Origin of the sequence: Staphylococcus sp. GDB9P120P (genome assembly GCF_017893435.1) — a bacterium.
Classification (GTDB): Bacteria; Bacillota; Bacilli; order Staphylococcales; family Staphylococcaceae; genus Staphylococcus; species Staphylococcus cohnii.
The window spans coordinates 912,452-928,378 of sequence record NZ_JAESNB010000008.1 but is presented as its reverse complement, the minus strand read 5'-3'; the positions used below and the strand labels follow the sequence as shown (position 1 = coordinate 928,378).

The following is a 15,927-nucleotide window of genomic DNA, read 5'->3' as shown; positions in this document are numbered from 1 at the left end:
TTTTATAAACATGAAAACAATACAGTACTTAATTAATATATATGAACTTAAATGTAGGTAAATCACATAGACTAATAAACAAAGTACAATGCTTAATATGTTAAAATATAAACCAAAGGAGTTGTTGTATGCAATGGAATTCAATGCTTATATTGGGAGAGCTGGCACTGGTAAATCATACAGTGTAATAGAAGAAATAAAAACGAAAATGAAACAAAATCCGTTAGGGGATCCTATTATATTAATCGCACCTACCCAAAACACTTTTCAGTTAGAACAAGCTTTCGTAAACGATCCATTATTATATGGTAGTTTGAGAACTGAAGTGCTCCATTTTGAACGATTAAGTCATCGTGTTTTTCAAGAAGTTGGAGGATTAACAGAACAACAGTTATCCAAAGTTGGTACTGAAATGATGATTTATGACATTATTCAACAACATCAGTCACAGTTAAAATTGTATCAATCACAAGTGAAATACTATGGTTTCAGTGAAAAATTATATGAACAAATACAAGATTTTAAGAAATATGCGGTTTCACCACAACATATTGAAGAGTATATAGCAACCAATCATTTACAAACGAGAACTAAGCATAAATTAGAAGACATTGCATTAATATATAAACAATTGGAAGATAGAATTCGTGGTGAATATGTTTCTACTGAGGATAGTTTGCAACGATTTATTGAGGTGATGAATCAGTCTGAATGGTTGCAACGTGCTGAGATTTACATTGATGGATTTCATAACTTTTCTACAATCGAATATCAAATCATTCGGTCATTAGTTCAAAATGCTAAAAAAGTTACGGTTGCTTTAACTACTGATGGAGATAAAGATGTTTTTAGTTTATTTAGAAAGCCGTCAGAATCTTTAACACATATGCAAGATATCGCAAGTGAATTAAATATTGATTTAAATATTAAGCAATTTTATCAACAACAAAGATTCATTCACGATGATTTAAAACATTTGGAACAAAACTTTAATGCATTGCAATTTGAACCCATTGTGTCAAAAGGACACATCTCTATCATAGAATCATCAGTGATGCGAGAAGAAATAAATGAAGTTGCAAGACGTATTCTAAAAGAAAATCGTGAATTGGGTAGACGGTTTCAAGATATTGCTATTTTATATAGAGATGAGACATACGCATATTTAATGGAATCTATTTTACCCCAATATGACATCCCGTATAATATTGACGTCAAGTCATCAATGACACATCATCCTATAATGGAAATGTTCCGTTCATTAATTGAAGTACTTCAGACAAATTGGAACTTTGAACCGCTCATGCGTTTGTTTAAAACAAATATTTTAACTAAAAAATTTAAAGACAGCCAATACTTAATTGATATTTTAGAAAATTTTGTATTAGAACGTGGTATTTATGGAAAACGTTGGATAGATGATAAATATTTCCAAATTGAACAATTTAGAAAAATGGGTTTAAAACGACAACCTTTAACAGAAGAAGAACGTGAAACATTTGAGAGGGTCATCCAATTAAAAGTAGATGTGATAGATAAAATTATGCGCTTTGAAAATCAAATGGTTAATGCAACAACAGCTGTTGATTTTGCAACGGCATTTTACGAAGCAATCGAATCATTTGATTTACCGAGCCAGTTAATGACAGAACGTGATACGTTAGACGCTGAAGGCGAACACCGTAAAGCAGAAGAAATTGATCAAATATGGCACGGTTTTATTCAAACATTAGATGATTTAGTGACAGTATTTGGTACTCAAGATTTAACAAAAAGTAGATTTTTAGAGTTGTTAGATATTGGTTTGGATCAATTGGAATTTGTAATGATTCCTCAAACACTTGATCAAGTTAGCATTGGTACCATGGACCTAGCAAAAGTTGATAATAAGCAGCATGTGTATTTAGTTGGTGTAAATGACGGTATTTTACCTCAGACTGTTAGTGCTTCAGGCTTAATTACAGATGAAGAGAAAAAATACTTCGAAGAACAATCTGCGATTGAATTAAGTCCAACATCAGACATATTACAAATGGATGAAGCATTTGTATGCTATATTGCTATGACGAGAGGACGTTCAGAAGTGACATTCTCGTATTCATTAATGGGCGCAAGTGGAGATGAAAAAGAAGCAAGTCCATTTTTAAGTCAAATTCAGCAACTGTTTACAAATCTTGAAGTACAAAACATCCATCGTCAACATCAAGCAAATCCACTAACATTAATGGAACATCCACATCAAACAAAAATTGCATTATTTGAATCACTCAAAGCGTGGCTTGATGAAGAAATTGTCGCAGATACATGGTTAGATACATATCAAGTTATGAGAGATGATGAGAAATTAAATACGGGACTTAGTTATTTATTATCAGCACTCACTTACGATAATAAAACAGTACAATTAAGTGAAGCATTATCAAAAGATTTATATGGTACGACCATTAATGCTAGCGTATCACGTTTTGAAGGGTATCAATCATGTCCATTCAAACACTTTGCTTCACATGGTTTACGACTTAATGAACGTACAAAATATAAACTAGAAAACTTTGATTTAGGTGATATATTCCATCAAGTATTAAAATTTATCTCTGAAAAAATTAATGGTGACTTCAAAAATTTAAACGTAAAGCAAATTCAAAAATTAACGAGTGACGCATTATCTGAAATTCTCCCAGAGATACAATTTAATTTATTAAATTCAACAGCTTATTATCGCTATTTGTCACAGCGCATAGGTTCAATAGTAGAAACAACTTTAACTGCGTTAAAATATCAAGGTAGTTACAGTAAATTTACGCCGCAACGCTTTGAAGCTAGCTTCAGAAAAAAACCAAGGGACAATCAAGAGCTATATGCTCAGCCTTTACAAACAACACAAGGGGTTCCTATCAATATTCGAGGACAAATTGACCGGATAGATACGTATAACCATGGAGATGAAAGTTTTGTAAATATTATTGATTATAAATCATCAAAATATAGTGGAACTTTAGATTTAACAAAAGTCTATTATGGTATGCAAATGCAAATGATGACCTATATGGATATTGTATTACAAAATAAATCTAGACTCGGGCTAACTAATATGACTAAACCAGGTGGGTTATTGTATTTTCATGTTCATGAACCACGTATAAAACTTGCTTGGAATGAATTAAATGAGACGAAAAGAGATTTAGAATTTATTCAATCTTTTAAATTAAGTGGCTTATTAAATAGTGATGAAGCAGTATTAGACGCTTTCGATACTCGAATAGAACCAAGCTATAATTCAGATATTGTACCTTTAGGTTTGAAAAAAGACGGTGGTATTAAGTCTAATAGTAAAGTTGCGGACGAAAAGACTATTTACAAATTAATCCAGCATAATAAACAAAATTTTATAGAAACAGCATCTAATATTATGGACGGTCATACAGAAGTAGCACCCATGAAATATAATCAAACACTGCCATGTGATTTCTGTAGCTATAAACCAGTCTGTCATGTTGATGGCATGATTGATAGTAAACGCTATAGAACTGTAGATGAAACAATTAACCCAATTGAAGCGATACAAAATTTGGAGTTAGAAAGTGAGGAAGAAGAATGATAAGTGAGATTCCTGTAAAACCAGCTGATACAAGGTGGACCGATAATCAGTGGAAAAGTATCTTTGCAAAAGATCAAGATATACTTGTAGCAGCAGCTGCAGGCTCTGGTAAAACAGCGGTCTTAGTTGAACGTATCATTCAACGCATTCTTAGAGATAAAATCGACGTAGATCGTTTATTAGTCGTAACATTTACTAATGCTAGTGCAAGAGAAATGAAGCAACGCGTAGACCAACGTATTCAAGAAGCATTTATTGAATCACCTGATAATACACATCTAAAGAATCAACGCATTAAAATTCATCAAGCTCAAATTTCTACACTTCACAGTTTTTGTTTAAAGTTAATTCAGCAACATTACGATGTATTAGATATTGATCCAAACTTTAAAACAAGTGGTGAAGCGGAAAATATTTTGCTACTTGAACAAACCATTGATGAAGTTTTAGAACAACATTACGATATATTAGATCCTCATTTTGTTGATTTGACTGAACAATTGTCTTCAGATAGAAATGATGAGCAACTTAGAGATATTGTAAAAAAAATGTATTTCTTTAGTGTTGCTAATCCCGATCCTTTGAATTGGTTAAGTCATCTTTCAACACCATATAAAGATAAAGCACAACAGGAAGCATTATTAAAATTGCTTAATGAGTTGGCTATGATATTTATGGAGTCAGCGTTAGAGTCATTAAATAAAAGTTATGATTTATTTATGATGCTTGAGCAAGTAGATAAGCAAATTGCAGTTATCGAAAAAGAACAACAATTTTTAGCTAAAGCTATGGAAAATGGCCATATAAATCATGAAACAATCGTGCAACACGAATTCGAAAAAACATTTCCTCGAAAAGATAAAAAGATTAAAGAAGCGAATGAAATGATGATAGATGCTTATGACGATGGTAAAGCATATTATGATAATTATAAAAAATTAGTGTCAAAAGTTAAAAATGATTATTTTTCAAGATCTTCAGAAAATCTAAAAGCAGATATGCAACGTTTAGCACCTAGAGTAGCTTATCTTAGTCTTATTACCAAAGATGTCATAACACTTTTTAATCAAAAAAAACGCAGTCGAAATATTTTAGATTTCTCAGATTATGAACATTTTGCTTTGAAAATTTTAACAAATGATGATGGTTCACCTTCAATCATTGCACAAGCTTATCGTGAACAGTTCGAAGAAATATTAGTAGATGAATATCAAGACACAAACAGAGTACAAGAAAAGATTTTGTCTTGTATTAAACGTGGTGCAGAACATGATGGCAACTTATTTATGGTAGGGGACGTAAAACAGTCGATCTATAAATTTAGACAAGCAGATCCTAGTTTGTTTATCGAAAAATATAATCGCTTTACTGAAGATGGTTCATCATATGGTTTACGTATAGATTTATCTCAAAATTTCCGTTCAAGATTAGAAGTGTTAACAACAACTAATTACTTATTTAAACATATGATGGATGAATCTGTAGGAGAGATTAACTATGATGATGCAGCACAATTGTATTATGGAGCTCCCTTTGACAACAAGCCACATGATGTGAATTTAAATATGTTAGTAGAAGATGCATCTTCTGATTTAAATGGTTCAGAACAAGAAGCAGAATACATTGTGCAACAAGTTGAAAAAATAATGAATAATCATGAAATCTATGATATTAAAACACAACAATATCGAAAGCCTAATTACAAAGATATCGTTATTTTAGAAAGGTCATATGGGCAAGCGCGAAAAATACAACAAGCATTTAAAGATCATAATATTCCGTTTCATGTGAATAGTAAGGAAGGCTATTTTGAACAAACAGAAGTACAATTGATATTGTCCTTTTTAAGAACAATTGACAACCCGTTACAAGATATTTATTTAGTTGGTTTAATGCGTTCCGTTATTTATCAATTTACAGAAGATGAATTATCAAACATTAGAGTGTTTAGTCCTCATGATGATTATTTTTACCAATCTATACAACATTATATGGATAATGATGTTGCCAATAAAAAACTAGTCAAAAAATTAAAATCATTTTTAAATGATATAGCTATGTATCAAGACTACAGTCAAAATCATCCTGTATATCAACTTATTGATAAATTTTACAATGATCATTATGTTATTCAATATTTTAGTGGACTTATTGGCGGCAAAGGTCGACGTGCGAATTTATATGGATTGTTTAATAAAGCAGTAGAATTTGAAAATTCTAGTTTTCGCGGCTTATATCAATTTATTCGGTTTATTGATGAACTTATGGATCGCGGAAAAGATTTCGGCGAAGAAAATATTATAGGTCCTAATGACGATGTTGTGCGAATGATGACAATTCATAGTAGTAAAGGGTTAGAGTTTCCATTTGTTATTTACTCTGGTTTATCACGTAAATTTAGAAGAGACGATTTACACAAACCTGTAATTCTAAACCAAAATTATGGACTTGGTATGACGTATTACGATGTTGAGTCAAATTTAGCGTATCCGTCATTATCTTCAGTCACTTTGAAAGCAATCGCAGAAAAAGAAATGGTTTCAGAAGAGATGAGATTGATTTATGTGGCATTGACGCGTGCTAAGGAACAATTATTTTTGATCGGTCGTGTTAAAGATGAGAAAGAATTAACACAACTTGAGCAGGTTTCTGTCTCGGAAACACATTTACCAGTAAGTTATAGAATTACAGCTCAAAGACCGATTGATATGATATATCCAATATTAGCAAAATATCAATCATCGTCATTACCAAGTGAAATGCGATTCGAGCAATCGATAGATGATATTGATGCTACGATGAAACCTTATGTGAAATTGACTACAGAATTTTATGAAGATGTTGCTTCAGAACAAGTTATTTCAGATAGTGAACAGCGAACTGTTAGTGACATTGAGAATATGAATAGTGGCAATGACACCTTAAAAACACAAATACATCAACAATTAAGTTACGTCTATCCATATCAGGAAGCCATGGTAAAACCTTCAAAACAGTCTGTTTCTGAATTAAAACGACAATTAGAAACGGAACAAGCGGATACAAATTATGATAGAGTTCGACAGTATCGTATTGGTACTACTGCATACGAAAGACCTGCATTTTTAAGTCATCAAACTAAAAGAAAAGCAAATGAAGTTGGGACATTAATGCATACAGTAATGCAGCATTTGCCTTTTAAACAAGAAAGGTTAACTTCAGAAGAAATTGAAGCATTGGTTGAGCAGTTAATTGTTAAATCTATCATTCCTAAAGATGCAAAAGCTGATATTCAATTTGAAGATATTCATAAATTTGTTGAAAGCGATTTGTATCTTACGATAGCGCAAAGTGATTATATTTATCGAGAATTACCTTTCGTTGTTAATCAAGCAAAGGTAGACCAGTTGCAAGATGTAGAAACAGATGCATCAATTATTCAAGGGATGATTGATTTGATTTTTATTACAGATGATCAATATTACTTCGTTGATTATAAAACAGATGCTTTTAATAGACGTTTGCATATGTCAGATGAAGAAGTCGGAAATCAATTACGCACCCGTTATAAAATACAAATGGAATATTATAGAAACACCTTACAGACCATCCTTGGTGAATCTGTTAAAGGCTATCTATATTTCTTTAAGTTTGGTCAACTTTCAATAGATGATAAGTCGATAAAATAATGCTTTGATAAAGGAGCGCTAAACAGTGTCGACACAGCAGAGAATATTTGAATTGGATGTTTTACGTGGGTTCAGTTTGTTAGGCATTGTATTGATGAATATTTTGACTTTTAGTCTGCCATATGAAGAATCATTTCTTCCTGATTTAGTGAAGGGTATAGATGAAAGTTTATTAAGAGGTGTTACGCTTTTTGTAATTAGTTCTTTTTATCCCATTTTCACTTTTTTATTTGGTTATGGTTTAGCCATAATGTATAAGCATAGTCTAAAAAGGTCAATGAAATACTATCCTTTTATTTATAGGAGATTAATATTTTTATTAATATTAGGTGCATTACACGGTTTTTTACTTTTTTCAGGTGATATTTTATTCAGCTATGCATTTACTGGGATGATTGCAGTATTATTTATTAAAAAAAATGCAAAGCAACTTTTTAAGATAGGAATTGTTTTGTATGTAATAAAAGTATTTATCTTGATTTTACCTACTTTTTTAGTGACACTCTTCGATGATCCATACAGTACTATTAACATAAGCGGATATAATGTTTCTGAAATCGTCAACTTAAAGCAAAGTGGTGAATATTTTAACTATTTAAAAATAAATGTTGCTGAAAATATCTATAATATTATAGATACAGTAACTTTTTCTGCATATTTTGAATTTTTACCGTATGTGTTCTTAGGAATAGCAGCACAAAAATACAACTTGATTGAAAAAGTACAATCCAATCAAAGTCGTCATCGTCATATTTTATACGTATTTGTTATGTTAGTTGTAGGATATGCTTTTAAAATGCCATATGTAATTGATTATGGAAACCAAGCTTTTGCTATCATTAGCGCTATGATTGGTGGTCCGCTTGTAGCATTTAGTTACATATTATTGTTTATTTATTGTTGTCAATTTAACCAGTTTTCTAAAGTAGTGCGTATTTTTAAGTATCCAGGAAAATTAAGTTTAACAGTATACTTAATGCAAAGTTTTATTTTTACATTTATTTTTGTAGGCTTAGGTTTTTATAATAAGCTGCCACTTTATGAATCTTATATTATCGTATTTATTGTATACAGTTTGCAACTTATTTTCTGTTATATGTATCTGAAATTTTATAGATATGGACCTATTGAATGGTTGTGGCGTAAAGTGACTTATTTAAAATAATGATGCGATATCCAAGACGGTGTTTATTGAATTTTTTGAAAATAATGGGTATTTATTTGTGATTTGTTACTAAATATAGTTATAATATGTAATAAGATATAGATGAGGAGCTGATATTGAATGAAATTTTTATCATTCAGACATAATGAACAGACATCTTATGGTGTGAAAGTTAAAAGAGAAGAAGCTGCTTGGGACTTGAAAAAAGTCTTTGCAGATTTTGCGGAAGGAGACTTTCATCCTAAGACATTATTGAATGGTCTTCAACAAAACCAAATATTAGATTTCCAAGAACAAGTACGTAAAGCAGTCGTAGCGGCAGAAGATAGCGGCAGAGCTGAAGAATATAAAGTTGCATTTACAGATATTGAGTTTTTACCTCCAGTAACGCCAACAAATAATGTGATTGCTTTTGGACGTAACTATCAAGACCACGCAAGTGAATTGAATCATGAGGTACAACGTTTATACGTCTTCACAAAGGCAGCTTCATCGTTAACGGGTGATAATAGTGTAATACCAAACCATAAAGATATTACAGATCAGTTAGATTATGAAGGTGAGCTAGGTATTGTAATAGGTAAATCAGGTGAAAAAATTCCTAAAGCTTTAGCACTTGACTATGTATATGGCTATACAATTATTAATGACATTACTGACCGTAAAGCTCAAAACGAACAGGACCAAGCATTCTTATCTAAAAGTTTAACTGGTGGTTGCCCAGTTGGTCCATATATTGTAACAAAAGATGAATTACCAACACCTGAAGATGTAAATATTGTAACCAAAGTAAATAATGAAATTCGTCAAGATGGTAATACAGGAGAAATGATTCTTAAAATCGATGAATTGATTGAAGAGATTTCAAAATATGTAGCATTACATCCTGGTGATATTATTGCTACTGGTACACCAGCTGGTGTGGGTGCAGGTATGGCACCTCCTAAGTTCTTACAGCCAGGTGATGAAGTGAAAGTAACGATTGATAATATTGGTACTTTAACAAATTTCATATCAGAAAAATAAAAATAAACGAATTAGGCTAATGATAATAAAGTTAGCCTAATTTTTTTGAAATAAAGTAGTGATATTGCTTTAAATTGAAATTAAAGATAAAATGTGAAGTGCAGAACTTTTTTTGAAAAACATATACTTTTTCAGTATGATTAGAGAAGTACGCTTTTAGTTTTGTAATTAAAAGCAATTATGTATTTATATTTTTTATAAAAAGTAAAAATAGTGTGGGGGTATCATATATGTTACATATGCATATTGCAAGTTGGGTATTATTAATTATCTTGTTTTTCGCAGCTTACTTTAATTTCTCAGAAAAACAAGGTGCAACACCTTATTTTAAACCAATTCATATGCTATTAAGATTATTCATGGTTTTAGTCTTGATTTCAGGATTTTGGATTTGGATTCAAGCATTTGGTGATGGAAATTCAGGCGGACACATGTTATTAACATTGAAAATGATATGTGGTGTTGCTGTAGTTGCGTTAATGGAAGTTACAGTTACAAAACGAAAAAAAGGACAATCAAGCAATGGTATGATGTGGGGCACGATTGCATTAATTATAATTACTATGATTATTGGTGTTATTTTACCGCAAGGCCCAATCACTCAAATGTTTGGTATGTAAAAAAAACGGAGACATTAAATTGTCTCCGCTCAGACTGTCGACCAAGTCTCTGACTTTGTTGGCAGTTTTTTTGTGCACGCTTTCCACGGGCACTGCCTTAGCCTGTAGTCTTCGGCTAGTGCGTTTCCAGCATGAGACGGCCCAAATCACTGCCACCATTAATCTGAAAATAGTATAATATATATATTATACAGTGGTGGTGTTTATTATATTGAATAAATCAATTAACAAAATAGATCAATATGAAGTGATTTCTATCTCTGAATTAGTTCCTAAAAATCATTTATTGCGCGCCTTATAGCCTATCATATTGATAATATCTTTTGGTCGACTATAAGGTGGAGCATAAGAAACTTCGAACTCAGTAAGTTCATCAATGGTTAATTTATGCAACATGCCCATAGATAAAACATCTATACGTTTATCAGCGCCATTTTTTCCTACAGCAGCAGCACGAATGATTCGTCTGCTAGATTTATCGAAATAGACACGTAAATGTAACTTAGTATTTCCTGGGTAATAACCTGCATGTTCTCCTTGGTTAGCTTCTACTATTTCATAATCAAAGTTATCTAATTCTTGTGGCGTTACGCCAACACTGGCAAAGGTATAATCAAAGAATTTTACAATATTTGCGCCTAAATAACCCTTAAAGTGTACAGAAGTATTTCCTGCTAGTTGTTCTGCTATAATACTTGCTGCTCTATGAGCACCCCATGCTAAAGGTACATGTGCATTTAAGTCTACATGACGATAATGAGAAGTAATAATATCACCTAAAGCATAAATGTTTTCGATGTTCGTTTGGAACTGATCGTTTACTGGAATGTAACCTTTACTGTCCAAAGTTACATTTGATGATTGAATGAATTCTGAATTAGGTTTAACGCCAATCCCTTCAATAATCAAATCATAGTGTTCAACTTTACCAGATTTAAAATGAACTTCATGACCATTCACTTTTACAATTTCTTCATTTAAACGATAGTTGATATCTCTTGCTTTCATTTCATCAAAAATGGGTTGATTCATATCACTATCCATTAATTTGTTCACATGAGTTGAACGATGTATTAATGTGCTATCAATCCCTCTATGATGTAAATTATCTAATATTTCTAATCCAATATATCCCGCACCAACGACAAGTGCTGTTTTAACGTTTTGTCGCTCGATAAAGTTTTCAATGGCATCAGTATCTTCCATATTTCTTAATGTAAAACTGATATCACTGTTTAAGTTTAAAGAATTCGCGCTACAGCCAGGGCTTAAAATTAAAGTGTCATAGTCTTCTTTAAACGTCGTCTTGTCTTGTTTGTTAAAAACGGTAATTGTTTGAGTTTTGTCGTTAATTGCAGTTACTTCGTGATAGGGCTTAACAACAATCTTTTTAGAATCATAGAAAGACTCTGGCGTTGCTTCTAATACTTTGTCTCTAGAATCTACGACATTTCCTAAATAATAAGGCAGTGCACAGTTAGCAAAACTCATATCTCTATCTTTTTCAAAGACGGTGATTTCACTCTCTTTGTCTAATCTTCTGATTTGGCTAGCAACGGTTGCACCTCCAGCAACAGCCCCAACCACTACAATTTTATTCATAGTATATAGCCCCCTATAAATTTAATGATTAAATATGTGATTCTACTACTGTTTCATAAGATAAATTTAAATGGAAAAAATCATTTAAATAGCGACCAATACCATCGTCATTATTTGAATAAGTTACATGATTTGCGACATGTTTTAGTTCATCTAAACCATTTTCCATAGCGATGCCATGTTTGGCATATTTTATCATTTCTAAGTCATTATCTTCATCACCAAATGCAATAATATGATTTCTATCCACATCTAAATAGGATTTTACATAATCTATACCTCTTGCTTTACTAATACCTTGTTTTACGATTTCAATAACTGGGAAAGGTGAGCCCCATCTTCGGTGTTCAATGTTTTCAGCATAGAAACGTGTAAGCATTTGCTTAATTCTAGGAATCATAAACTCTTCAGCTTCGACTAAAATTGAAGTAGGTGATTCACTTAAAGAATTAAGTAAATCGCCGGTTTCTATTTTAGGGTTTCCCATTGAAAAACCATCAAATAATTTTTGGTCAAAATTATTTAAAAAGACATAATCTTTTACTTCAGCAATAATATTGGAAACACCAAAGTTGTTTAGTGACTGAATAATCTCATGTGATAAGTCTAAATCTAGTACTTCATGTTTATTTTTAAAATGATCATCTTTTGGATGATGCACGAAAGCACCATTAAAATTAACTACAGGTGTATTCATATTTAGTTCATGATAATAAATTTGACTGGCTCTGTATGGTCTGCCAGTTGCTATCATTAGTTTGTGTCCTTGCTTTTGTAATGTAGTTAAAACCTTTTTAGTATAAGGTGTAATTTTCTTGTCATCATTTAACAGTGTTCCGTCTAAGTCTAAACAAATTAAATAAGAACTCATGTAAATCTCCTTTAAATTTAATAAATGATGTATGAATATCATAGCATTTTATTGGCGTTTTGTAAGATATTTGATATATTGTTAGTATGATTAAATACGAAGAGGTGAAATGTATGGATGAAGGATTAAAAGATAGCATACTAAATGCTTTAGAGATGGTAATTGACCCTGAGTTAGGAATCGATATCGTAAACTTAGGTTTAGTATATAATGTAGATGTTGATGATGAAGGCTTATGTACAGTGGAAATGACATTAACTTCTATGGGTTGTCCGCTTGGACCACAGATTATGAACCAAGTAAAAATGGTCTTAGCAGAAATTCCTGAGATTTCAGATACAGAAGTAAATATTGTTTGGAGTCCGCCATGGAGTAAAGAAATGATGTCACGTTATGCTAAAATTGCGCTTGGCATAGGTTAATAAAAGATAGATAACTAGTTTAAGTAACAATACGTTTGAATATGTATTGCTAACTTAAGCTAGTTTTTTTAATTTTAGAAAACATGTGGACGCTTTATGTCAGGCTATTTTAAAATTTTTTATTTCTATCGTTCAATTCATTAAAATAATTGCAGTTGTATTACATTAATATTACAATAGCTAGGTGAATAAATTAGATGTTTACGTAATTTTAGGAAAGTTTGTGGGGAAATGAACAATAATCTTGAAAATAATCGTGTGAAACGTAACACGCGCTATATGCCTGGTTTAGATGGTTTAAGAGCAATTGCAGTAATTGGTATTATTATTTACCATTTAAATAAGCAATGGTTAACTGGTGGATTTTTAGGTGTTGATACATTTTTTGTTATTTCTGGATATTTAATTACTAGCTTACTTTTAAAAGAATATGAAGAAACAGGGATAATTAATTTAAAAAACTTTTGGGTACGACGTTTCAAAAGATTGATACCTGCAGTACTAACTTTAGTATTTGTTGTAGTAGTAGCAACATTGGTATTAAAACCAGAAGAAATTGTTAATATAAAAAAGGATGCAATAGCAGCAATTTTTTATTTTTCTAATTGGTGGTACATCGCTTCAGATGTAAATTATTTTGAACAATTTGCTTTTATGCCATTAAAACATTTATGGTCCTTAGCAATTGAAGAACAATTTTACATTGTATTCCCAATCCTTTTTATATTCCTTTTATTAGCATTAAAAAAATACCGCAATGTTGTTTTGATATTTTGGATAATTTCATTAATTTCTTTACTTGTGATGATTATCATTTCACAACCGCATATGTCTCATTCTCGAGTTTATTTTGGTACAGATACGAGACTTCAAACAATGTTATTGGGTGTTATACTAGCGTTTTTATGGCCGCCATTTAAGTTGAAGAAAAATCCTCAAAAGACACTAACGCATATCATAGATGGTATTGGTGTTTTTGGTATTTTTATCTTACTTTTACTTTTTTATAAAGTTAATGATAATAGTGATTGGATTTATAACGGTGGATTTTATTTAATATCTGCAATGACGTTATTTGTCATAATGAGTGCTGTTCATCCATCAGGTTATTTTGCTAAAGTTATCGGTAATCCTATTTTTGTTATTATTGGTAAGAGATCTTATAGTTTGTATTTATGGCATTTTCCAGTTATTAGTTTTGTACATTCATATTATGTTGCTGGGCAATTACCGAATTATGTGTACTTTTTAGATATCATATTGACAATCATTTTAGCTGAACTCTCGTATCGCTATATTGAAACACCTTTTAGAAAAGAAGGTTTTAAAGCATTTTCTATAAAATTAAATAAAAAATTACCATTAGTAAGAACAGCTATTTTGTTAATATTTATGATTCCAAGCCTATTTGTTTTAGCTGGTAGCTTTGATAAATTAGGGAAAGATATGATTACGGATAAAAAAACAACGTTTAAAACAGATGAATTTGATAAACAATTAGTGCGGCCTATACCAATTGATGAAGTAAACTTTTTTGATAAATCAAATTCTAAAAAAACAACAAAATCAGAAGTATATACAAATATTAAACCATTGCTTATTGGAGACTCAGTGATGGTTGATATAGGTGAAAATTTTAAAAAAAGGGTGCCCAACGCAAAAATTGATGGTGAGGTTGGACGTAATTTATATGATGTTGCACCACTTGTAGAAAAACACTATCAATCATATAATAAAAGTTCCGATAAAATTGTGCTAGAACTAGGTACAAATGGTGACTTTAGTAAAGAACAATTAGATACGTTAATCAATAAATTCGGAAATGCACAAATTTATTTAGTGAATACACGCGTTCCGAGAAGTTATGAAGGTCACGTGAATAAATTGATGGCAGATGCCGCTAAAGCACATAAAAATGTAACGCTTATTGATTGGTACAAACGCTCTGAAGATCATACAGAATATTTTGCGCCAGATGGTATTCATTTAGAAACAAAAGGTGTAGAGGCATTAACAGATGAGATTTTAAAACATATAGCAAACGATTCAAAATAAATCAGAAGGTTAGAGAAACACGATATTATTGTAGTTTGATCATACACAAACGCCAATTTCAATTGAAATTGGCGTTTGCTTTGTTATTGATACAATTTTTCGAAAAACTTTCGCTTGAATTTATTTGTGTTTTAAATGAAAATTCACAATCGTCTTTATGCGTTTTGAAACGATATTACTAACCTTGTACTATGTCTGTACTCATATTAAGTTGAGAATATATTAAATGACAAGTATTTATTATTTATGAGTTGCAATTGTTAGGTAAAGTGAACTCAATATTTTCTATCACGCTCATTGATTGGGTAATCATTTGCACTCATATCTCTTCTCGTCATGAGGCCATTATTATTAAATTCCCAATGTTCATTGCCGTGTGTACGCATCCATTGATTTGTAGAGGCATCATACCATTCATACTCAAATCTAACTGAAATACGGTTGTCGGTGTAACACCATAATTCTTTCATCAACTTGTAGTGAAGTTCTTTGCGCCATTTTCTATATAAAAAGGATTTGATTGCTTCTCGACCTTCAAAAAACTCACTACGATTTCTCCATTGTGAATCTTGTGTATAAGCAAGACATACTTTTTCAGGATCTCTGGTATTCCATGCATCTTGCGCTAATTTCACTTTTTCTAAAGCTGTCTGTTTATTAAACGGCGGCGTTGGTCTTTTGATTACATTATTCATATATTTAACCTCCATTGTTGTATATTTACAATAATGCTAACATAACTTTAACGTAATGAGATATGTGCTATCGTTGGAAGTAAAAAAATCGCTGTTAATTTAACAGTTTTTATGTAATCTATATGGATGTTTTAACAAATGTATGTTGGGCAAATGTTATGATATGGTAAGCGTTCAAAACTTTAAAAAATAATTGAAAAACTAA

The 15,927-nt window shown here is 31.3% G+C and carries 10 protein-coding genes; 7 read left to right on the top strand and 3 right to left on the bottom strand.

What is annotated here, in order from left to right; all coding sequences use genetic code 11:
• Positions 1-133 precede the first annotated feature (133 nt).
• The 5 genes from addB to KA856_RS09610 all read left to right on the top strand — a co-directional run bounded on the left by addB (position 134) and on the right by KA856_RS09610 (position 10,077).
• Positions 134-3,598 (top strand): helicase-exonuclease AddAB subunit AddB, encoded by a 3,465-nt coding sequence (addB, locus tag KA856_RS09630; RefSeq protein ID WP_107386136.1) that lies wholly within the window; start codon positions 134-136, stop codon positions 3,596-3,598.
• On the top strand, positions 3,595-7,266 hold the full coding sequence (gene addA / locus KA856_RS09625; RefSeq protein WP_107386137.1) for a helicase-exonuclease AddAB subunit AddA: 3,672 nt from the start codon (positions 3,595-3,597) through the stop codon (positions 7,264-7,266). Before addB ends, addA begins: the two co-directional genes overlap by 4 nt.
• 25 nt (positions 7,267-7,291) lie before the next feature.
• Positions 7,292-8,431, top strand: a complete 1,140-nt coding sequence (locus KA856_RS09620) for a DUF418 domain-containing protein (protein WP_210129395.1) — start codon at positions 7,292-7,294, stop codon at positions 8,429-8,431.
• Positions 8,432-8,551: 120 nt separating this feature from the next.
• Complete coding sequence (locus tag KA856_RS09615) at positions 8,552-9,457, top strand: fumarylacetoacetate hydrolase family protein (protein WP_107504543.1); 906 nt, start codon at positions 8,552-8,554, stop codon at positions 9,455-9,457.
• 230 nt (positions 9,458-9,687) lie between these two features.
• Positions 9,688-10,077, top strand: a complete 390-nt coding sequence (locus KA856_RS09610) for a YisL family protein (protein ID WP_019469044.1) — start codon at positions 9,688-9,690, stop codon at positions 10,075-10,077.
• Positions 10,078-10,356: 279 nt separating this feature from the next.
• On the opposite strand, the gene KA856_RS09605 is transcribed toward KA856_RS09610, so the two are convergent.
• Both KA856_RS09605 and KA856_RS09600 read right to left on the bottom strand, forming a co-directional pair.
• The gene (locus tag KA856_RS09605) at positions 10,357-11,679 is read right to left on the bottom strand and encodes a CoA-disulfide reductase (protein ID WP_107386140.1); all 1,323 of its coding nucleotides are present in this window, start codon (positions 11,677-11,679) and stop codon (positions 10,357-10,359) included.
• A gap of 28 nt (positions 11,680-11,707) precedes the next feature.
• Positions 11,708-12,550, bottom strand: coding sequence for a Cof-type HAD-IIB family hydrolase (locus KA856_RS09600; protein WP_107386141.1), 843 nt, complete (start codon positions 12,548-12,550; stop codon positions 11,708-11,710).
• Positions 12,551-12,663: 113 nt separating this feature from the next.
• Between KA856_RS09600 and KA856_RS09595 the strand changes: the two genes are divergently transcribed.
• Both KA856_RS09595 and KA856_RS09590 read left to right on the top strand, forming a co-directional pair.
• Entirely contained in the window at positions 12,664-12,972 is a 309-nt protein-coding gene (locus KA856_RS09595) for a metal-sulfur cluster assembly factor (RefSeq protein WP_019469047.1), read from the top strand.
• 231 nt (positions 12,973-13,203) lie between these two features.
• Positions 13,204-15,027: an acyltransferase family protein gene (locus tag KA856_RS09590; RefSeq protein WP_107386142.1), complete on the top strand. Its 1,824-nt coding sequence runs from the start codon at positions 13,204-13,206 to the stop codon at positions 15,025-15,027.
• Between the two features lie 275 nt (positions 15,028-15,302).
• Here the strand turns inward: KA856_RS09590 and KA856_RS09585 are convergent, their stop codons facing one another.
• Positions 15,303-15,722 carry a nuclear transport factor 2 family protein gene (locus KA856_RS09585; RefSeq protein ID WP_107504545.1) on the bottom strand — a complete coding sequence of 140 codons (420 nt, stop codon included), beginning with the start codon at positions 15,720-15,722 and terminating at the stop codon, positions 15,303-15,305.
• Positions 15,723-15,927: the final 205 nt, after the last annotated feature.